Origin of the sequence: Actinosynnema sp. NPDC059797, from assembly GCF_042732085.1 — a bacterium.
Taxonomy (GTDB): Bacteria; Actinomycetota; Actinomycetes; order Mycobacteriales; family Pseudonocardiaceae; genus Actinosynnema.
Window position 1 is genome coordinate 126,187 of sequence record NZ_JBHWIE010000003.1, and the last position, 19,249, is coordinate 145,435.

Annotated in this window: 17 protein-coding genes; 7 read left to right on the top strand and 10 right to left on the bottom strand. The window is 72.6% G+C overall.

Annotation, left to right across the window (positions count from 1 at the left end; translation table 11 throughout):
• The first annotated feature begins 292 nt into the window (after nt 1-292).
• From ACFV4N_RS02275 to ACFV4N_RS02295, 5 genes are read left to right on the top strand one after another with little or no spacing between them, the layout of a single operon-like run.
• Nucleotides 293-520: a ferredoxin family protein gene (locus ACFV4N_RS02275; protein ID WP_499670670.1), complete on the top strand. Its 228-nt coding sequence runs from the start codon at nt 293-295 to the stop codon at nt 518-520.
• Nucleotides 521-531: 11 nt separating this feature from the next.
• Nucleotides 532-1,872 carry an ABC transporter substrate-binding protein gene (locus ACFV4N_RS02280; RefSeq protein WP_499670671.1) on the top strand — a complete coding sequence of 447 codons (1,341 nt, stop codon included), beginning with the start codon at nt 532-534 and terminating at the stop codon, nt 1,870-1,872.
• Nucleotides 1,872-2,642 (top strand): ABC transporter permease, encoded by a 771-nt coding sequence (locus tag ACFV4N_RS02285; RefSeq protein ID WP_499670672.1) that lies wholly within the window; start codon nt 1,872-1,874, stop codon nt 2,640-2,642. Before ACFV4N_RS02280 ends, ACFV4N_RS02285 begins: the two co-directional genes overlap by 1 nt.
• The gene (locus ACFV4N_RS02290) at nt 2,639-3,304 is read left to right on the top strand and encodes an ABC transporter ATP-binding protein (RefSeq protein WP_499670673.1); all 666 of its coding nucleotides are present in this window, start codon (nt 2,639-2,641) and stop codon (nt 3,302-3,304) included. The genes ACFV4N_RS02285 and ACFV4N_RS02290 overlap by 4 nt, the downstream gene beginning before the upstream one ends.
• Nucleotides 3,301-5,928, top strand: a complete 2,628-nt coding sequence (locus ACFV4N_RS02295) for a fumarate reductase/succinate dehydrogenase flavoprotein subunit (protein WP_499670674.1) — start codon at nt 3,301-3,303, stop codon at nt 5,926-5,928. Before ACFV4N_RS02290 ends, ACFV4N_RS02295 begins: the two co-directional genes overlap by 4 nt.
• A gap of 118 nt (nt 5,929-6,046) precedes the next feature.
• Here ACFV4N_RS02295 and ACFV4N_RS02300 read toward each other — a convergent pair whose 3' ends face one another.
• The 10 genes from ACFV4N_RS02300 to ACFV4N_RS02345 form a co-directional block, all read right to left on the bottom strand.
• A complete protein-coding gene (locus ACFV4N_RS02300; RefSeq protein WP_499670675.1) occupies nt 6,047-7,435 on the bottom strand; it encodes a GGDEF domain-containing protein in 1,389 nt (462 codons plus the stop codon).
• A 304-nt stretch (nt 7,436-7,739) separates the two neighbouring features.
• The gene (locus ACFV4N_RS02305; protein ID WP_499670676.1) at nt 7,740-8,963 is read right to left on the bottom strand and encodes an MFS transporter; all 1,224 of its coding nucleotides are present in this window, start codon (nt 8,961-8,963) and stop codon (nt 7,740-7,742) included.
• A gap of 362 nt (nt 8,964-9,325) precedes the next feature.
• Nucleotides 9,326-10,747: an MBOAT family O-acyltransferase gene (locus ACFV4N_RS02310; protein WP_499670677.1), complete on the bottom strand. Its 1,422-nt coding sequence runs from the start codon at nt 10,745-10,747 to the stop codon at nt 9,326-9,328.
• A 220-nt stretch (nt 10,748-10,967) separates the two neighbouring features.
• Nucleotides 10,968-11,936 carry a 23S rRNA (guanosine(2251)-2'-O)-methyltransferase RlmB gene (rlmB, locus tag ACFV4N_RS02315; RefSeq protein ID WP_499670678.1) on the bottom strand — a complete coding sequence of 323 codons (969 nt, stop codon included), beginning with the start codon at nt 11,934-11,936 and terminating at the stop codon, nt 10,968-10,970.
• A 4-nt stretch (nt 11,937-11,940) separates the two neighbouring features.
• Nucleotides 11,941-13,338, bottom strand: a complete 1,398-nt coding sequence (gene cysS, locus ACFV4N_RS02320) for a cysteine--tRNA ligase (protein ID WP_499670679.1) — start codon at nt 13,336-13,338, stop codon at nt 11,941-11,943.
• Between the two features lie 45 nt (nt 13,339-13,383).
• The gene (locus ACFV4N_RS02325; RefSeq protein WP_499670680.1) at nt 13,384-13,995 is read right to left on the bottom strand and encodes an HAD family hydrolase; all 612 of its coding nucleotides are present in this window, start codon (nt 13,993-13,995) and stop codon (nt 13,384-13,386) included.
• Nucleotides 13,996-14,064: 69 nt separating this feature from the next.
• Nucleotides 14,065-14,460 (bottom strand): PPOX class F420-dependent oxidoreductase, encoded by a 396-nt coding sequence (locus tag ACFV4N_RS02330; RefSeq protein WP_499670681.1) that lies wholly within the window; start codon nt 14,458-14,460, stop codon nt 14,065-14,067.
• 167 nt (nt 14,461-14,627) lie between these two features.
• The gene (gene ispF, locus ACFV4N_RS02335) at nt 14,628-15,116 is read right to left on the bottom strand and encodes a 2-C-methyl-D-erythritol 2,4-cyclodiphosphate synthase (RefSeq protein ID WP_499670682.1); all 489 of its coding nucleotides are present in this window, start codon (nt 15,114-15,116) and stop codon (nt 14,628-14,630) included.
• On the bottom strand, nt 15,113-15,817 hold the full coding sequence (ispD, locus tag ACFV4N_RS02340; RefSeq protein ID WP_499670683.1) for a 2-C-methyl-D-erythritol 4-phosphate cytidylyltransferase: 705 nt from the start codon (nt 15,815-15,817) through the stop codon (nt 15,113-15,115). The genes ispF and ispD overlap by 4 nt, the downstream gene beginning before the upstream one ends.
• A gap of 33 nt (nt 15,818-15,850) precedes the next feature.
• On the bottom strand, nt 15,851-16,339 hold the full coding sequence (locus ACFV4N_RS02345; RefSeq protein WP_012782996.1) for a CarD family transcriptional regulator: 489 nt from the start codon (nt 16,337-16,339) through the stop codon (nt 15,851-15,853).
• Between the two features lie 291 nt (nt 16,340-16,630).
• Here ACFV4N_RS02345 and ACFV4N_RS02350 point away from each other — a divergent pair, with 291 nt between their 5' ends.
• The gene (locus ACFV4N_RS02350) at nt 16,631-17,404 is read left to right on the top strand and encodes a copper chaperone PCu(A)C domain-containing protein (protein WP_499670684.1); all 774 of its coding nucleotides are present in this window, start codon (nt 16,631-16,633) and stop codon (nt 17,402-17,404) included.
• 437 nt (nt 17,405-17,841) lie between these two features.
• The gene (gene radA, locus ACFV4N_RS02355; RefSeq protein ID WP_499670685.1) at nt 17,842-19,209 is read left to right on the top strand and encodes a DNA repair protein RadA; all 1,368 of its coding nucleotides are present in this window, start codon (nt 17,842-17,844) and stop codon (nt 19,207-19,209) included.
• Nucleotides 19,210-19,249 lie beyond the last annotated feature (40 nt).

A 19,249-nucleotide genomic window follows, 5' to 3' on the forward strand; every position in this document is an offset into this window, starting at 1 on the left:
TGTGGCGGTGGTGGAGGTTTTGGGGGGGGGGTTTTTGGGCTTCCACGTGGAGGGCGGCGGCCACGCCGCCGTGTTTGTTTTATTGGGCCCCCCGGGGGGGGGGCGGGCTCGGCCGCCTGGAAGTCGGTCGTTCGCGCCTGATTCCCCGACGATCGAAGAGCGTGATCGCCGGGAAATGAGTCCCGAACGACCGACGCGGCCTCGCGACTCGGCTTGACCTCCCCGAATTCCCCCACTCGGGCGCTTCGCCCTGCCCGAAAAACCCCTGCCCCGAACCCACGGAGTTGCACCGATGGCTCTGGCGAACAACCGCGTCGACGTCCCGGTGACGATCGACGAATCCCTCTGCATCACCGGCTGCCGGCTGTGCGTGGACATGTGCCCGCTCGACTCGCTGGCCATTCACCCCGACACCGACAAGGCCTACATGCACGTGGACGAGTGCTGGTACTGCGGTCCGTGCGCCGCGCGCTGCCCCACGGGCGCGGTCCAGGTCAACATGCCCTACCTGCTGCGGTGAGGGGGCGTCCGATGCGCGCACCGATCGCCGTCGCCGTGCTGCTCGCCGCCACCGGCTGCGGCACCGGCTCCGCCGCGGGCGACACCGTGCCCGTGGTCGTCGGCTACCAGTCCAAGACGATCAACACCGTCACCGCGGGCACCCTGCTCCGCGAACTCGGCCACTTCGAGCGGCGCCTCGAGGACCTGGGCCGCCGCACCGGCAAGAAGTACGAGGTGACCTGGCAGGACTACGACACGGGCGCGCCGATCACCGCCCAGATGATCGCCGGGAAGATCGACATCGGGTCGATGGGCGACTACCCGCTGCTCATCAACGGCTCGCGCACCCAGGACCAGGGCGACGAGGGCACCCGGATGGTCTCGGTCACCGGCTACAACGCGCGCGGCGCCCTCAACATGGTCGTGGTCCGCCCCGACTCGACCGCCAGGACCCTGGCCGACCTGGCGGGCCGCAAGGTGTCCGCCAGCGTCGGCTCCGCCGGCCACGGCACGCTCGTCCGCGCCCTGAACGGCACCGAGGTGACGGTGGAGAACCACCAGCCGTCGGTGGGCGCGTCGGCGCTCCAGGGCGGCGGCGTGGACGCGCTGTCGCAGTTCGTCGCCTGGCCCGGCCAGCTCGTGTTCGCCGGCCAGGCCAAGCTGCTCTACGACGGCGCGGCGCTGAACTTCCCGACGCTGCACGGCGTGGTCGTGCGCAAGCCCTTCGCCACCGCCCAGCCCGACGTGCTCCGGGAGTTCCTGCGGGCCCAGCTCGACGCGACCCGGTACCTGCACGCCAACCCGCTGGCGGCGGCGGAGAGCGTGGCGCGGGCGACCGGCCTGCCCGCCGAGGTCGTGTACCTCTACAACGGGCCGAACGGCATCGCCACGTTCGACCTGTCGCTGAAGTCCGTGCTCCGGCAGGCGCTGCGCGACGACGTGCCGCTCCTGAAGTCGATCGGGAACATCGACGAGCTGGACGTGGACCGGTTCATCGACGACGGCCCGCTCGGGGAGGTCTTCGAGGGCACCGAGGACACCGCCAACCCGGCCCGGATCACCGGCACGGACACCGCGTGCGGCGTCGAGGTGTCCGACCCGGCCACGGCGAGCGAGGCGTGGTTCGAGGGCGAGGCGGGCACCAGGCCCGCGTCCACCCCGGAGTGCCTGCTCAAGCTGGTCGAGGCCACGGGCGGGGAGCTGCGCGCGGCCTACGTCCCGGACGCCGAGACCGGCACGCGCTGGTTCGCCGAGCACGCGTTCTGGGTGCGGGAGGGCGGCCGGCTGCTGCCGTTCACCACCGAGGCCGCCGCCGAGCGGCACGGCGAGGTGCTGACGTTCGCGCAGGCGCTGGACGCGGTGGTGGCGTGATGCCGGGGCGCTGGGTGTTGCGGCTGTCCTCGCTGGCCGCCGGTCTGCTGCTGTGGCAGGTGCTCACCGCCACCGGCACGCGGTTCTGGCTGCGGTTCGACCAGCTCCCGACCGTGGTGGAGGTCGCCGAGCGGTTCGCGCGGCAGGTGGCGCTGCCCGAGTTCCACCAGGACCTCGCGAGCAGCCTGGGCCGCATCGCGGCCGGGTTCTCGCTGGCGGCGCTGCTGGGCACCGCGCTGGGCGTGGCGGTGGCGCGGTCGCGGCTGCTGGGCGACCTGCTCGGGCCGCTGCTGGAGGTGGCGCGGCCGATACCGGCGATCGCGCTGGTGCCGGTCGCGATCCTGCTGTTCCCCACCGACGAGCAGGGCATCGTGTTCATCACCTTCGTCGCCGCGTTCTTCCCGATCCTGGTCAGCACCAGGCACGCGGTGCGGGCGCTGCCGACCATCTGGGAGGACGCGATCCGCACCATGGGCGGCGGTCGGCGGCAGGTGCTGCTGAAGGTCGTGCTGCCGGGCACGCTGCCCGGCGTGTTCGGCGGCCTGTCGGTCGGCGTCGGCGTGTCGTGGATCTGCGTGATCTCCGCCGAGATGATCTCCGGCCAGTTCGGCGTCGGCTACCGGACCTGGCAGGCCTACACGGTCGTGGACTACCCGGGCGTGGTCGTCGGCATGGTCACCATCGGCCTGCTCGGCTGGCTCACCTCGGCGGCGGTGGAGCTGCTGGGCCGCCGCGCCACCCGCTGGCTCCCGAGGGAGGCGAGGACGTGAGCGTGGTGATCGAGGGGCTGACCGCGGGCTACGGCCGCACGCCCGTGCTGGACGGGCTCGACCTGGCCGTGGCGCCCGGTGAGCTGGTGGTCGTCGCCGGGCCCTCGGGGTGCGGCAAGTCGACGCTGCTGCGCGCGGTGGCGGGGCTGCTGCCGATCACGTCCGGCCGGGTGCTGGTGGACGGCGAGCCGGTGCGCGGCGCCTCGCGGGACCGGGCCGTGGTGTTCCAGGACGACGGCCTGCTGCCGTGGCGCACCGCCCAGCGCAACGTGGAGCTGCCCCTGGCGCTGGGCGGCGCGGGCCGGGCGGAGCGGCGCGAGCGGGCGCGGGAGTGGCTGGCCAGGGTCGGCCTGGCCGGGTTCGAGCGGTACCTGCCGCGCGAGCTGTCCGGCGGCATGCGGCAGCGCGTGCAGCTGGCCCGCACGCTCGCGCAGGCGCCGAAGCTGGTGTTGATGGACGAGCCGTTCGGCGCGCTGGACGCGCAGACCCGGTCGGCGATGCGGGAGTTGGTGGTCGAGGTGCTGCGGGAGACGGGGACGACGACGATCTTCGTGACGCACGACGTGGACGAGGCCGTGCGGCTGGGCGACCGGGTGGTCGTGCTGGGCGCGGGCGAGGTCGACGTGCGGCGCGAGGCGATCCTGGCGGCGGTGAGGGGATGACCGGCTTCCAAGCCCCGCCGCTCGCGGAGCGGGTCGAGCTGTCCTGCGACGTGCTGGTGATCGGCGGCGGCACGGCGGGCTCGATGGCCGCCATCACCGCCGCCGAGCACGGCCGCGACGTGCTGCTGCTGGAGAAGGCCCACGTCCGGCACTCGGGCGCGCTGGCCATGGGCATGGACGGGGTGAACAACGCGGTCATCCCCGGCAAGGCGACCCCGGAGGACTACGTCGCCGAGATCACCCGCGCCAACGACGGCATCGTCGACCAGCGCACCGTGTTCCGGACCGCCACCCGCGGCCACGACATGGTGCGGCGGCTGGAGCGCTACGGGGTGAAGTTCGAGAAGGACGAGGCGGGCGAGTACCACGTCCGGCAGGTCCACCGGTCCGGCAGCTACGTGCTGCCCATGCCGGAGGGCAAGGACGTCAAGAAGGTGCTCTACCGGGTGCTGCGGGAACGCCGGATGCGCGAGCGCGTCACCATCGAGAACCGGGTCATGCCGGTGCGCGTGCTCGTCTCGGGCGGCCGGGCCGTCGGCGCGGCCGGGTTCAACACCCGCACCGGCGAGTTCGTGGTCGTCTCGGCGGGCGCGGTCGTGCTGGCCACGGGCGCGTGCGGGCGGCTCGGCCTGCCCGCCAGCGGCTACCTCTACGGCACCTACGAGAACCCCACCAACGCGGGCGACGGCCACTCGATGGCCTACCACGCGGGCGCCGAGCTGTCCGGCCTGGAGTGCTTCCAGGTCAACCCGCTGATCAAGGACTACAACGGGCCCGCGTGCGCCTACGTCGGCAACCCGTTCGGCGCCTACCAGGTCAACTCGCTGGGCGAGCGGTTCGTCGACTGCGACTACTGGTCCGGGCAGATGATGGCCGAGGTGGCCGCCGAGATCGCCTCGCCGCGCGGCCCCGTCTACCTCAGGACCACCCACCTGCCCGAGGAGTCGGTCTCGGCGCTGGAGACGATCCTGCACACCACGGAGCGGCCCACCCGCGGCACGTTCCACGCCGGCCGCGGCCGCGACTACCGCACCCACGACGTGGAGATGCACATCTCCGAGATCGGCCTGTGCGGCGGCCACTCGGCCAGCGGCGTGTGGGTCGACGAGAACGGCCTGACCACCGTGCCCGGCCTGTACGCGGCGGGCGACCTGGCGTGCGTGCCGCACAACTACATGCTCGGCGCGTTCGTGTTCGGCGACCTCGCGGGCGCGCACGCGGCCGAGCACCGCGGGCCGCTCGTGCCGCTGCCGGAGGAGCAGGTGGCGGAGGCGCACGAGCTGGTCTACCGGCCGCTGCGCAACCCGGAGGGCCCGCCCCAGCCTCAGGTGGAGTACAAGCTGCGGCGCTTCGTCAACGACTACGTGGCGCCGCCCAAGAGCGGCACGAAGCTGGAGCTGGCGCTGGAGACGTTCACCAGGATGACCGCCGAGGTCGAGGCCATGGGCGCGCGCACGCCGCACGAGCTGATGCGGTGCGCCGAGGTGACGTTCATCCGGGACTGCGCCGAGCTGGCCGCCCACGCGTCGCTGGTGCGGACCGAGAGCCGCTGGGGCCTCTACCACGACCGCGTGGACGTGCCGGAGCGCGACGACGAGAGCTGGTTCCACCACCTCAACGTGCGCAAGGGCGCGGACGGGCGGACGGAGTTCGTGAAGCGGCCCGTGCACCCGTACCTGGTGCCGGTGGACGGGTTCACCCCGCCGCCGGGGGAGGTGGAGGTGCTGGCCGGGCACTCGGTGCGGGTGGCGGGCGCGCGGGCCGCGGCGCCCGAGCGGCGGCACGTGGACTCGCCCCGGCTGCTGGAGGTGCTGGCGCTCACCGACAGCAGGCCCGAGCTGGCCGCGGTCACCCCGTACCTGCGGGACGCCGACCCGGGCGTGCGGCGGGCGGCGGTGGCGCTGCTGACCGAGGTGGTGCCCGCCGGCGTGGAGTTCGCGCTGGTGGAGGCCATGGGCGACGGGGACGCGTCGGTGCGGGAGGCGGCGGGCGCGGGCCTGCGGGAGCTGGTGGAGGTGGTGCCGCCGAGCGAGGAGCTGCGGGAGGCCCTGGAGCGGTCGCCCGAGCGGGCCTCGGCGCTGGAGGTGCTGTGGGCGCTGAAGCTGGGTTCGGAGGCGGGCTACGCGGCCGCGCTGGCCGACCCGGCGCCGGCGGTGCGGGCCGCCGCGGTGCGCGGCCTGGTGGCCGTGCGGGCGGCCGACGCGCTGGCGGCGGCGGCCGACGACCCGGAGCGCGAGCTGCGCGTGCTGACCGCGAAGGGCCTCGGCTCGCTGCGCGCCCGGCCGGACGTGCTGCTGCGGCTCGCGCGCGACCCGGACCCGCTGGTGCGGGCCGCCGCCCTGGAGTCCGGCGCGGGCTTCGCCGAGCTGCGCGACCCGGCCGCCGCGGCGCTGGCCGACCCGGAGTGGCGGGTGCGCGTGGGCGCGGCGTGGGCGATCGGGGACCCGGGCGCAGTGGTCGGTTTGCTGGAGGATCCGAATCTCGATGTTAGAAAAGCCGCGGTGCGGGTACTCCACGGCTGGGCCGCTAGGCCCGAGGTGGTGATCGCGCTGGAACGAGCGCTCCATGACTCCGACGCTGACGTGCGGGCGTACGCGCGGCAAGCCCTCCGGAAGGGGGGCTGACCGCGCCCTCGGGTGTGTCCGGGCGCGGGTCGGGGCAGGTCGGGCATGGGCCCGGGCAGGTCGTACGCGGTTCGGCGCGGACCGGGCGCGAGTCGCGGCAGGTCGGGCGCCGGCCGGGTCAGGCCGTGCGCGTGACCTCGGCCTGCGCTTCGCCCACCGGCTGGTCCAGCCGGGGCGCGGGCAGCAGCCTGACCTCGCCCGCGGCCACGCGCACCTGGTTGCGGCCGTTCTCCTTGGCCGTGTAGAGCGCGGCGTCGGCGCAGTGCTGGGCGTCGGCGAGGTGCTCGCCGTGCTCGGGCAGCACGGCCACGCCGATCGACGCGGAGATGGCCCGCACGTCCTGGTCGCCGCCCGTCAGCGGCAGGTTCCGGCCCCGCAGGGTGACCGTGTTCCGGTGCTTGTCGGTGGTCACCACGGACATCTCGCCGATCGCCTCGCGCACCCGTTCCGCTATGGCGGTGCCCTGCGCGAGGCCGGTGTCGGCGAGCACCACGACGAACTCCTCGCCGCCGTCGCGCCCGGCCACGTCGCCCGGCCGCAGCTTCTCCCGCAGGATCCGGCCCACCTCGGCCAGCACGGCATTGCCCGCCGGGTGGCCCCAGGTGTCATTGATCCGCTTGAAGTGGTCGAGGTCGATGGCGAGCACGGTCACCGGCTTGCCGTCGTGCCGGCAGCGCTCGGTGAGCCGGGTGGCGTACTCGGCCAGGCCGTTGGTGTTGAGCAGGCCGGTCCGGTAGTCGGTGTGCGCGTCCTCGGTGAGCCGGGCGTGCAGCTGCTGCTGCTCGCGCAGCAGCCGCTCCAGGTGGGCCCGCCGCTCGGCGGCGTGGTAGAGCAGCGAGTTGACCAGGATCACCGGGAACACCAGCAGCAGCGGGCCCACCCAGTGCGTGGTCATCAGCATGCCGAGCATGACGCCCGCGCCGAGCGTGGACAGCTCCAGCATGTTGTCCGCCCGCGAGCCCAGGAACTCCTTGATCCGGGTGTGCGGGGTGACGATCTTCAGCGCGATCGCGATGTTCATGCCCTGCGCGCCCCAGTTGACCACCGCGGCGGCGATCAGCACCAGCACGAGGCCGAGGTCGGGCACCACCCGGCCGGTCGAGCCGAGCGACACGCCGGACAGGTGCACCACGGCCCACGCCAGCATGGTGCCGCCGAGGATGCTCGCGGAGGAGAACATGAACCGGTGCGGCTGCCGCCGCGCGATCGGCTGGATCAGGATGCGCATCCAGATCGTGGCGAGCACGGCCAGCGCGCCGGGCAGCGCGATGGCGGCGGCGAAAGTCCACACGGACGTGAGGTCGATGTGCGGTCCGGCCGATTCGTCGCGACGCGATTCCTCGGCTCGCCACACGACCATCAGGTGGACGGTGATGGCGAACATCACCGCGGCGAACCGCAGCCAATCGGCGTCCTGAACCGCATTGAGCGTGGTCAGCAACCAAATGGCGGCAGCGGCTACGGCCGATTCGACGACCAGGAAGTAGGCCAGTGCGGCGGGTCGCAACGACCACAGGTCCCAGTTGCGAATCGAGGTCCAGCCGACTGCCCCAGGGGCCTTCCGGTCAGTCAAACTGTTCTTCACCACGACCCCCTACCCTCTGCGCGGCGCCACGTGGCGAACGCCGTTCGCAGCAGTGCGCCGGTGCCCGGGACGCGTTCCGAGGAGGTGTCCGCCATGCGCAACCGCGACATGTGATCCACCTTTCCCTCCACCCGGACCGAACGTTCACCGTACGTGCCCGCTGCCTAGCGGGCCGCAGCCGAGGGGCCCTTCATGTTTGACAATCGCGATATGTGATGACTCCGTTTCAGATCGCCACCGCCTTCGGGTCGTTCCGGTTCCGCGCTCGACGCCAGGCTACGGTCGCCTGCGTCGCGAGCAGTAGCCCGATGCCGCCCGCGCCCGCGATGGTCGCGGTCACCGACCCGAGCGAGTGCGCCACCACGCCGGCCACGGCCATGCCGCCGCCCTGCGACGACCGCAGCGCCGCCCGCCCGATGCCGTACGCCCTGCCGCGGTAGGCGTCGGGCAGGATGCGCATCCACGCCGCCCGCGCCGGCGTGTGGTACGCACCGGCCATACCGGCGATGACCAGCAGCACGATGGTCCAGGTCAGGTTCGGGTTCAGCGCGAACATGGCCAGCGGGGCCAGGGACAGGATGGCGAGCGGGCCGATCAGCCGCTCGCGCTTCGCGGGATCCCGCACCAGTCGGAAGAGCACCGCCACGCCCAGGACGTTGGCCGCGGGCTCGATGGCCAGGATCAGGCCGACCGCCCACACGGCGTCCAGGCTCGCCGCCAGGGGCACGGCCAGCCCCTCGGGGACCATGGCGAGCCCGGCCAGCAGGCGCATGCCCATCAGGCTGCGCAGCCGCGGTTCGGTGACCAGCAGCGTGAACGCGCCCTTGGGACCTTCGGGGTCCCGATGCGAGCCCAGCGGGTCCGCGGCCGGCCGGTGCCGCACCGACAGCTGCACCAGGACCGCCACCCACACGAACGTCGCCGCGTTGATCGCCAGCGCCAGCCGCGGGTCGGTGTTGGTCACCAGGAAGCCCGCCGCGGCCAGGCCCACCATCTGCGCGACGTCCACCGACGTGCCGAACAGCGCCACGCCGTCGTCGTAGCGCTTCTCCGGGAGCACGGTCGGCAGGCTCGCCTCCTGGGCGGCCAGGAACGGCGTGGAGATCATCAGGACCACGACCAGCAGCACGACCATGAGCCACAGCGGCACGTCGGGCACCGCCATGAGCGCCATCAGGGCGGCCTGGAGCCACGCGCAGGTCACCATCACGGTGCGGCGGGGGAACCGGTCGGCGACCCAGCCCAGCAGCGGACCGGAGATCAGCGGCGGGAACAGCGTCAACGACCAGGTGAGCGCCGTCCAGGCGGCCGACTGGGTCCGTTCGAACACCAGGAAGGACAACGCCACGGCCGCGAGCTGGTCGCCTGCGGTGGACACCGTCGAGCCGATCCACATGCCGCGGAACTCGCGGTTGCCCACGAGCGCGCGGATGGTTCCCCCGGAAGTCACGAGTGCTCCAGGTCGGTCGGCCCCGATGAGTGAGTCACGTTACCCCCACCCGAAGTAACAATTCCCTCGGTTAGCACGGTAGAAGCTGCCGGATCTGCAATCTCTGTCCTACCACAGTGTGTACCCGAACGGAGCAGGTCGGTTACATAAAGTAGTTACAATGGCGAAAAACCGGGTACTTATTCTTGACAGTTGACCGTAGGTGACCCGCTCGGGCAATCCTCGCCTACGGTGCGTCGAGGCACGCCTCCATTGGGTCGGCCACCGCTGGGCCGACCGGTCCAGCGCGTTCCCGCCGGACGCCGGTCCGGTTCGGCGCCGCCGGCGGGCAATTGTTCGGCGAGCCCCGGTCTAGTCGATCTTCAGAACTGGTAGTACAGGAACGGGCTGAAGGTGCCGCTCGCGACCAGGACCGCCGCGTAGGCCACACCGACCGTCATCAGCGACACCCTAGCGGCTTTGGCGATCTTCGCGCGAGAGGACTCCAGGTAGGGACCCGTCACGGGTTCGCTCGGCATAACGACGACCACCAGTGCCACCAGGAGCAGAACAATGCGCTGATTGGTCGCCGCCGCGCTCACGGCTTCGGTCAGGCCGTCGAAATCCGGCAGCAGGAGGTGGCCGATGATTGTGAACGCCGTGCCGAGGTCCGGCGACCGGAAGAAGACCCAGCCGATAACGACCAGCGCGGTTGTCAAGACCCTGCGGGCAATTCGTGCCGCCGTCGCTTCGGGCGCGGATTCCCACCCGAATCGGCGCTCCACGACCAGCAGCGCGCCGTGGAACACGCCCCAAACCAGGAACGTCCAGTTCGCGCCGTGCCAGAAACCGGTGAGCACGAAAACGATCGACAGGTTCCGGTAGGTCTGGAGGGCGCCGCCGCGGTTGCCGCCCAGCGGGATGTAGACGTAGTCGCGGAACCAGCGGGACAGCGACATGTGCCACCGCCGCCAGAACTCCGTGACGGTCACCGACGAGTACGGGCGCGCGAAGTTCTCCGGCAGCCGGAAGCCCAGCATCCGGCCCAGCCCGATCGCCATGTCGGAGTAGCCGGAGAAGTCGAAGTACAGCTGGAGCGTGTAGCCGATCGCGCCCAGCCACGCGATCGCCGTGGTCATCTGGTCCGCCGGGGTGGCGAAGCAGGCGTCCACCACTGGGGCCAGCGAGTCGGCGATGATCACCTTCTTGCACAGGCCCAGGGCGAACCGGGGGAAGCCCGCGGCGATGTCGTCCAGGCGGTGCGTGCGGGGCTGCGGGAGCTGGTCGGAGATCTCCCGGAACCGCACGATCGGACCCGCGACGAGCTGGGGGAACATCGCGATGTAGGTGACGAACGCGACCGGGTCGCGCAGCGCCGGGCGTTCGCCGCGGTAGACGTCCACCACGTACGAGATGTGGTGGAACGTGTAGAAGGAGATGCCGATCGGCAGCGCCAGCTCCACCACCGGCAGGTCGGCGCCCACCACCGAGGCGATGTCGTGCAGCTGCTGCGTGGCGAACCCGGCGTACTTCCAGACCAGCAGCACCGCCAGGTCGACCACGACCGTGCCGACCAGCACCAGCCGCCGGTCACCCCGGCTGCCGGGCTCCAGCCGCAGGCCGGCCAGGTAGTTGACCACCATGCACCCGAGCAGCAGCAGCGTCGTGCCGCCCGCGCCGGACACGTAGAACAGCAGGCTCGCCACGGCGACCACGACGTTGCGCCGGTTCCTGGGTGCGACGAGGACTGCCGCGAGCACGACCGGCAGGAAGAACCACAGGAAGAGGGGCGTGGCGAAGGACATCGCCGCAAACTCTAACGGCCGCCCCGACGCTCGGGGGCAAAACCGCCCACGTCACACCAGCCACTCGACCACCAAGATCAACACCGGCGGTCCTGAACGCAGAACTCGGGGGTCCTGAACGTACGACACGGCCGACCTGAACGTACGACTCGCGCGAGTCGTACGTTCAGGTCGCGCGAGTCGTACGTTCGGGTCGGGTGAGTTGCGCGTTCGGGGCGGGTCAGGCGCGGGTGGCTTGGCGGCGGCGGCGGGCCACCTCGGCCAGGACCACGCCGGCGGCCACGGAGGCGTTCAGGGATTCCACGCCCGGCGCCATCGGGATGGACACCGTCTGGTCGCACGTCTCGCGCACCAGGCGGGACAGGCCGCGCCCCTCGGAGCCGACCACGACGACCAGCGGGCCGGTCGCCAGGTCGAGCCCGTCCACGTCGACCGTGCCGTCCGCGTCCAGGCCCACGATCATCAGCCCCGCGTCGGCCCACTCCTTGAGCTGCCGGGTCAGGTTCGTGGCGATCGCGATCGGCAGCCGCGCCGCCGTGCCCGCGCTCGTCCGCCACGCCACCGCCGTGACGCTCGCCGACCGGCGCTGCGGCAGCACGACCCCGTGCGCCCCGAACGCCGCCGCCGACCGCACCACGGCGCCCAGGTTGCGCGGGTCGGTCACGCCGTCCAGCGCCACCAGCAGCGGCGGGTTGCCCGACTGGTGGGCGAGCTCCAGCAGCTCGCGCGGGTCGGCGTACTCGTACGGCGGCACCTGGAGCCCGAGGCCCTGGTGCATCGCCCCGCCGGTGATGCGGTCCAGCTCGCCGCGCTGCACCTCCAGCACGGAGATGCCGCGCGACGCCGCGATCTGCACCGCCTCGGTGACCCGGTCGTCCGTCTCGACGCCCAGCGCCACGTACAGCGCCGTCGCCGGGATCTCCGCCCGCAGGCACTCGACCACCGGGTTGCGCCCGGCCACGATCTCCGGCGCGCTCTCGGCCGCCTTGCGCCGCTGCGCCCGCTGCTGCTCGGCCTTCGCCGCCGCGTTCGCCCGCCGGTGCGCCGGGTGGTTGGGGCGGTCCGCCGCCTTGGGCGTGGGCCCCTTGCCCTGGAGCCCCTTGGACCTCTGCCCGCCGGACCCGACGACCGCGCCCTTCTTGGAACCGGGCTTGCGCATCGCGCCCCGGCGCTTGGAGTTACCAGCCACGAGCTCAGTCGTCCTTCAACGTCCATTTTGGACCGTCGGGGGTGTCCTCGACGGCGATCCCGGCCAGGAGCAGGTGGTCGCGCAACGCGTCCGCCCGCGCGAAGTCCCGCTCACCGCGGGCCCGCTGCCGTTCCTCCAGCAGCCGGTCCACCAGCACGCCCAGCGCCTGACCGGTGGCGCCGCCCCCGGAGGACGACGCGTCGTGCCACAGCGGCGACAGCGGGTCGAGGCCGAGCAGGTCGGTCATCGCCCGCACCGACCCGGCCGCCGCGCGGGCGCCCGCGTCGTCGCCCGACTCCAGCGCCGTGTTGCCCTCGCGCACCCGCCGGTGGATGGCGGCCAGCGCGCCCGGCGTGCTGATGTCGTCGTCCATCGCGGCCACGAACTGCTCCGACAGCTCGCCCGTGCCCTCCACGGCACCGGTCCGCTCGACCACGCGCCGCAGGAACGACTCGATCCGCCGGTACGCCGACACCGACTCGTCCAGCGCCTCCGGCGAGTACTCGATGTGCGACCGGTAGTGCGGCCCCACGAGGTAGTAGCGCAGCTCGGGCGCGCGCACCTTCTCCAGCATCACCGGGATGGCCACGGTGTTGCCCAGCGACTTCGACATCTTCTCGCCGCTGAGCGTCACCCAAGCGTTGTGCATCCAGTAGCGCGCGAACCCGTCGCCGGCCGCGCGCGACTGCGCCTGCTCGTTCTCGTGGTGCGGGAAGATCAGGTCGATGCCGCCGCCGTGGATGTCGAACGTGCCGCCCAGGTACGCGGTCGCCATCGCCGAGCACTCCAGGTGCCAGCCCGGCCGCCCGGGGCCCCACGGCGTCGGCCACGACGGCTCACCCGGCTTGGCGGCCTTCCACAGCGTGAAGTCGCGCGGGTCGCGCTTGCAGGTGTTCGCCGACTCGCCCTGCGACACCTCGTCCAGCCTCTGCCCGGACAGCGCGCCGTACTCGGGGAACGAGGTCACCGAGAAGTACACGTCGCCCTCCGCGGCGTACGCGTGGCCCTTCTCGATCAGCCGCTCCATCAGCTCGACCATCTGCGTCACGTGCCCGGTGGCGCGCGGCGCGTACGACGGCGGCAGGCAGCCCAGCGCGTCGTAGGCGGTCTCGAACGCCCGCTCGTGCCGGTACGCCCAGTCCCACCAGGCCGCGCCGTGCTCGGCCGCCTTGGCCAGGATCTTGTCGTCGATGTCGGTGACGTTGCGCACCAGGTGGACGGTCGAGCCGTCACGGGCCAGCCAGCGGCGCAGCACGTCGAAGTTCAGGCCGCTGCGCACGTGGCCGATGTGCGGAACGCCCTGCACGGTGGCCCCACAGACGTAGATCGACGCCGTTCCGCTGACCTGCGGGACGAACTCCCGCATGGACCGGGTCGCGGTGTCGAAGAGGTGGAGGCTCACACGCGAATGGTACGGGCGTTGGCCAGGGGGTATTGAATCGGCCGGTCAGATGTGCTTGCGGAGCGCCCGCAGGAGCGCGTCCGGACGGGCGGCCGTCGGCAGCGGGTCCACGATCTCCACCGCGCACCCGATCGCCGCCGCGCCGCCGTCGGCCTCGGGGCTGTCGCCGACCATCAGCGCCTCGCCCGGGTGCACCCCGAGCCGGTCGCAGGCGATCCGGAACAGCTTCGGGTCGGGCTTGGCGAAACCCTCCTGGTAGGACAGCACGTACTCGTCCACCCGGTGCTCGACGCCGTGACGTGCGAAGACGGTGCGGATGTCCCACGCGATGTTGCTCACCACGGCGGTGGGCAGCTCGGTGCCGAGCGCGTGCGCCGTGTCCGGGTAGGGCTGCCAGAACGCCGGGCTGAGCAGGTTCTCGTAGAACGCGGTCGGGTCGGCCGCGCCGGCCTTGGCGAGCACGGCGAGGTGCAGCTCGCGGTGCGCCACCGGGTCGAGGTCGCGGCGCTCCCACTCCGCCTCGTCGACGTCGAGCCCGTCGGCCACGCCGACCGGCGCGGTGAGCGCGCGCATCAGCCCGTCGTGCCCGGCGAGCGAGTCGTGCTCCAGCCGGAACAGGGTGCCCGAGAAGTCGAAGAGGACGGCGCGGATGGTCACCCGGTCACGTTACGAGGTCTGGACCACACGTGGGGGCAACCGAGACCAGGCTCACCGGCCGGTACGCCGCTAGACCGCGTTGCCGGTCACCTTGGTCGGCGTCAGCCGCAGCACCACGCGCTCCCGGCCCGGCAGGTCCTGCGGGAAGTCCTGGCCGTCGTACTTGTGCGACAGCTCGTTGGCCAGCCGGCGGTCGACGTCCCCGGTGATCGCCACGGTGCCGCGGACCTCGGCGTACACCTGCGGGTCGTCGCCGCTCCAGATGCTCACGCTGGCCCGCGGGTCGCGGGCGAGGTTCCGCGCCTTCGCCCTGTTGCGCAGCGTGGAGAACAGCAGGTCGTCACCGTCACGGGTGACCCACACGACCGAGGTCTGCGGGCTGCCGTCCGGGTTCGTCGTCGCCAGCACGGCGAAGTTGGGCGCGTCGACGAGCGCACGCGTGACCGGGCTGAGGGTGACCGCCATGCGGATCACAGTACTGGCCGGGGACCGCGCGTCCAGGGGCCGGGAACCACGCGCCCGGGGGTTGGGAGCCGCGGGTCGGAGGGCTGCGGGTCAGGTTGCTGCGGGTCGGGGGCTGCGGGTCGGGGGCTGCGGGTCGGGGACGCGGATCGGGGGACCGGAGCCGCGGGTCAGGCGTCCAGCGGGACCAGCAGCGCGGTCGCCACGGCGGCGATGCCCTCGCCGCGCCCGGTCAGGCCGAGGCCGTCCGTCGTCGTGCCGCTCACCGACACCGGCCCGCCGACCGCCGCCGACAGCACCTCCTGCGCCTCCGCGCGGCGCTTGCCGACCTTGGGCGCGTTGCCGATGACCTGCACCGCGGCGTTGCCCACCCGGTAGCCGGCCTCGGTCAGCAGCCGGCGCACCTCGGCGAGGAAGTCCACCCCGTGCCGCCCGGACCACCGCGGGTCGCTCGTGCCGAACACCGCGCCCAGGTCGCCCAGGCCCGCCGCCGACAGCAGCGCGTCGCACAGCGCGTGCGCGGCCACGTCGCCATCCGAGTGCCCGGCGCAGCCGTCCGCGCCCTCCCAGCGCAGCCCGACCAGCCAGCACTCGCGGCCCGCCTCGACCTGGTGGACGTCCGTGCCGATGCCCACCCGGGGGATCGAGGGGGTCGTCACCGTGCTGCTCCTCCGCCTGACCCGGTCAGCAGCGCCTCGGCGACCGCCAGGTCGAACTTCGTGGTGATCTTCATGGCGTCCTGGTGGCCGGGCACCGTGACGACCGGCACGCCCAGCCGTTCCACCAGGCCCGCGTCGTCGGTCGCGTGCAGGCCCGACTCGTGCGCCCGCAGCAGCACGCGCGCGTCGAAGCCCTGGGGCGTCTGCACCACCCGCAAAGCCGCCCGATCGGGTGTGGCGACCACCACGCCGCGGGCGTCGACCTGCTTCACCGTGTCCGCCACCGGCAGCACCGGGACCACCGCCGGGTTGCCCGCGGCGACCGCGTCCACCACCGCCCGCACCACCTCGGGCGGGGTGAAGGCCCTGGCCGCGTCGTGGACCAGGACGATCGAGGTGTCGGGTATCTCACGCAGCGCGTGCTCCAGCGCCAGGCGGACCGAGTCGGACCGCTCGGCGCCACCCGCCAACACGTGCACCGCCCCGCCGGCCTGGGCCAACGGGGCGGTGACGGTGCTGACGGTGTCCACATCGGACGGGGGCGCGGCGATCACCACGTGCCGAACGCGGCCGGACGCGAACAGGCCGCGCACCGCACGCACGAGCAGCGGAACGCCGTTGACCGGGACCAGCGCCTTGGGCATGCCGTAGCCCAACCGCTCACCCCGGCCCGCCGCGGGCACGAGCGCGACCACACCCATGTTCGCGGCTTCCCGAGTTGTTCCCTTGAACGATCAGGACGCGGTGGCGAGGACCTCGTCGAGGAGGACCTCCGCCTTGTCCTCGTCGGTGCCCTCGGCCAGCGCCAGTTCGCTAACCAGTATCTGTCGAGCCTTCGCCAGCATCCGCTTCTCACCAGCGGACAGACCGCGATCCTTCTCGCGCCGCCAGAGGTCGCGCACCACTTCGGCCACCTTGTTCACGTCGCCGGAGGCGAGCTTCTCGAGGTTGGCCTTGTACCGCCGGGACCAGTTGGTCGGCTCCTCCGTGTGGGGAGCACGCAAGACCTCGAAGACCTTGTCGAGACCCTCCTGGCCGACGACGTCGCGCACGCCCACGATCTCGGCGTTGTCGGCGGGGACGCGGACCGTGAGGTCACCCTGGGCGACCTTGAGGACGAGGTACTTCTTCTCCTCGCCCTTGATCACACGGGTCTCGATTGCTTCGATGAGAGCGGCACCGTGGTGCGGGTAGACGACGGTCTCTCCGACCTTGAAAACCATGTGTCCTCTGCCCCTTTCGCTAACTCCATCCTAACACGCCGAGCAATCCCCTCTTCGGCGTCCGGAGATCGGTTCGCGCTGGTCAGGGCCGCGCGGGGGGTTGACAAATCACCCGGTCGCATGCAACGCCCGAGGTCGATCTTGCTCCACAGTGGACGGGTGATCACCCCTGCGGGGCACCACGTGCCGCCGACTCCGCGCCGTCCCGTTAGGCTCCCTCACTGGTGGTCGCGCCGTGCTCTACCCGGTGCGACCCGCCTCGTCAGCAGACCGGGAAGGATCCGAGAAGCCGTGGGTCGCGCACACCAGAAGTCCCCAGCGCCTCGTCGTCTGGCCGTCGTGGCCGCGCTGGCGGCGGGCCTCGGCTTGGTCGCCGCAGGTTGCAGCGCAGGGCAGATCACGCAAACCGACACGCAGGTGGCGGCGGTGAACGGCGCGAGCGGTGACGTGGGCCTCATCTCGGTCCGCGACGCCCAGCTGCTGTTCCCGGCCGAGCACGGCCTGTACGAGGAGGGCGAGGACGCGCCCATCGCCCTGCTGATCGCCAACAACGGCGGCGAGGTCGACAAGTTGCTGTCCGTGACCAGCGACTCCTCGGAGCCCGCCGAGGTCACCGGCGACACCGAGCTGGAGCCCGCCTCGTCGATCCTGGTCGAGGCGGGGGAGGGCGACCTGGGCGGCCACTCCAGCACCACGTCCTCGGCCGGCCGGACCGGCTCGTCCTCGCCGTCGGTGACGGGGACCCCGTCCGGGTCCTCCGCCCCGTCGGTCACCGGCACGTCGACGCCGACCTCGGGCAGCAGCGCCACCACGACCACGAAGGCCGACAGCGCCTCGCAGTCCAACAACGTGCCCACGACGGCGACCAAGACCCCGTCGTCGGCCGACCCGACCGAGCCCGGTCAGGCGAAGATCGTGCTGAAGGGGCTGACCAAGCAGCTGCGCCCCGGTCAGACGATCCTGGTGACGTTCCTGTTCGAGAAGGCCGGGGAGCTGACGCTGGAGGTGCCGATCGGCGCCACGTCCGAGCCGCGCCCGGCCGCCGAGTCCGGTGGCGGTCACTGAGTCGCTCTGGGGCGCATCGGGTCGCACTGGGTCGAGGACGGAGCCGGGCCGCGGTCCGGTCCGGTCCGGTTGAGTCCGACCCGGTTCCCCTGAGGCTTCGAGCGGCCTGAATGCTCCGCAGGGGTCCCCTCCCAGGGACCCCTGCTTTTATTTTGCCGGTGGGGACCGACGATTTCGCAGGTCGGGCGGTTGGCTGTGGACAACGCGGTCGGCTGTGGACAACGGGGCCGTCCCCTCCGACCACCTCTCCGACCGGCGCCCACCGCCGCAGCCCACCGCCACCACCGCGGCCGCCCACTGCCGCCCACTGCCGCCACCACCCACTGCCGCCACCACCCGCCGCCGCCACCACCCGCCGCCGTCACCACCCGCCGCCGCCACCGCCGCCCACCGGCCCGACCCGGAACTGTCGGGGGCGCCGGATAGCCTCCGGCACCGTGGCGAAAACAGCACGGGTGGCCAGGCCGACGTACCGGTGCGCCGAGTGCGGGCACGAGGTGGCCAAGTGGGTGGGTCGCTGCCCCGAGTGCCAGGCCTGGGGCACGGTCGAGGAGCGGGGCGTCACCCGCGCCGCCCGGGTGGTGGCCGGTGCGCCCAGCGCGCCCGCCCGCCCCATCGGCGAGGTCGACGTCGAGTCGGCCCGCGCCAAGCGCACCGGCGTCGACGAGCTGGACCGCGTCCTCGGCGGCGGCCTCGTGCCGGGCGCGGTGGTGCTGCTGGCCGGCGAGCCGGGTGTCGGCAAGTCGACGCTGCTGCTGGAGGTCGCCTACCAGTGGGCCGCCAACTCCGGCACGCCCTCGCTCTACATCACCGGCGAGGAGTCGGCCGGGCAGGTCCGGTTGCGCGCCGAGCGGACCGGGAACATCCACGGGGCCATGTACCTGGCCGCGGAGAGCGACCTGGGCGCGGTCATCGGCCAGATCGAGGCGGTCGACCCCGGTGTGCTGATCGTGGACTCCGTGCAGACCATGTCCTCGCCCGAGGTGGACGGCACGCCCGGCGGCGTCACGCAGGTCCGCTCGGTCACCGCGACGCTGGTCGCCGTGGCCAAGGAGCGGTCGCTGCCGATCGTCCTCGTGGGCCACGTCACCAAGGACGGCTCGGTGGCCGGGCCCCGCGTGCTGGAGCACCTGGTGGACGTGGTCCTCCAGTTCGAGGGCGACCGCCACTCCAGCCTCCGCCTGGTCCGCGGTATCAAGAACCGCTTCGGCGCGGCCGACGAGGTGGGCTGCTTCGAGCTGCGCGACGACGGCATCGTCGGCGTCCCCGACCCCTCCGGCCTGTTCCTCAACCGCCGCGACCAGGACGTCACCGGGACGGCGGTCACCGTGGTGGTGGAGGGCAAGCGCCCGCTGTTGGGCGAGGTGCAGGCGCTGGTCACCCCGACGAACCTGCCGTCACCCAGGCGGGCGGTGAGCGGGCTCGACTCGGCACGCGTCGCGATGGCGCTGGCCGTGCTGGAGAAGCGCGGGCGGATGGCCATGCACAACAAGGACGTGTTCACCGCCACGGTCGGCGGAATGCGGCTCACCGAGCCCGCGGTGGACCTCGCGGTGGCGCTGGCGATCGCCTCGGCCGCCACGGACACGCCGCTGCCGCACGACCTCGTGGTGGTCGGCGAGGTGGGCTTGTCGGGCGAGCTGCGCCGCGTCAACGGCGTGGGCCGCAGGCTCACCGAGGCCGCCCGCCTCGGCTACACCAAGGCCCTCGTGCCGCCGGACGCCGGGCCGCTGCCGGGTGACACGCGGGCGCTCGTCGCGCACGACCTGTTCGAGGCCCTCCAGCTGCTCAAGCTCAAGAAATGACGGGCGCGCCCCGGGCGGTGGGGCACCGGCCCCGCCGGGC

Bases quoted from the DNA above. Each gene is read 5' to 3' on its own strand.
- ACFV4N_RS02345 (WP_012782996.1), bottom strand. From the start codon at position 16,339: ATGGTTTTCAAGGTCGGAGAGACCGTCGTCTACCCGCACCACGGTGCC.
- ACFV4N_RS02285 (WP_499670672.1), top strand. From the start codon at position 1,872: ATGCCGGGGCGCTGGGTGTTGCGGCTGTCCTCGCTGGCCGCCGGTCTG.
- ACFV4N_RS02295 (WP_499670674.1), top strand. From the start codon at position 3,301: ATGACCGGCTTCCAAGCCCCGCCGCTCGCGGAGCGGGTCGAGCTGTCC.
- ACFV4N_RS02330 (WP_499670681.1), bottom strand. From the start codon at position 14,460: ATGGCGGTCACCCTCAGCCCGGTCACGCGTGCGCTCGTCGACGCGCCC.
- ACFV4N_RS02310 (WP_499670677.1), bottom strand. From the start codon at position 10,747: ATGTCCTTCGCCACGCCCCTCTTCCTGTGGTTCTTCCTGCCGGTCGTG.
- ACFV4N_RS02275 (WP_499670670.1), top strand. From the start codon at position 293: ATGGCTCTGGCGAACAACCGCGTCGACGTCCCGGTGACGATCGACGAA.
- ACFV4N_RS02280 (WP_499670671.1), top strand. From the start codon at position 532: ATGCGCGCACCGATCGCCGTCGCCGTGCTGCTCGCCGCCACCGGCTGC.
- ispD (WP_499670683.1), bottom strand. From the start codon at position 15,817: ATGGGTGTGGTCGCGCTCGTGCCCGCGGCGGGCCGGGGTGAGCGGTTG.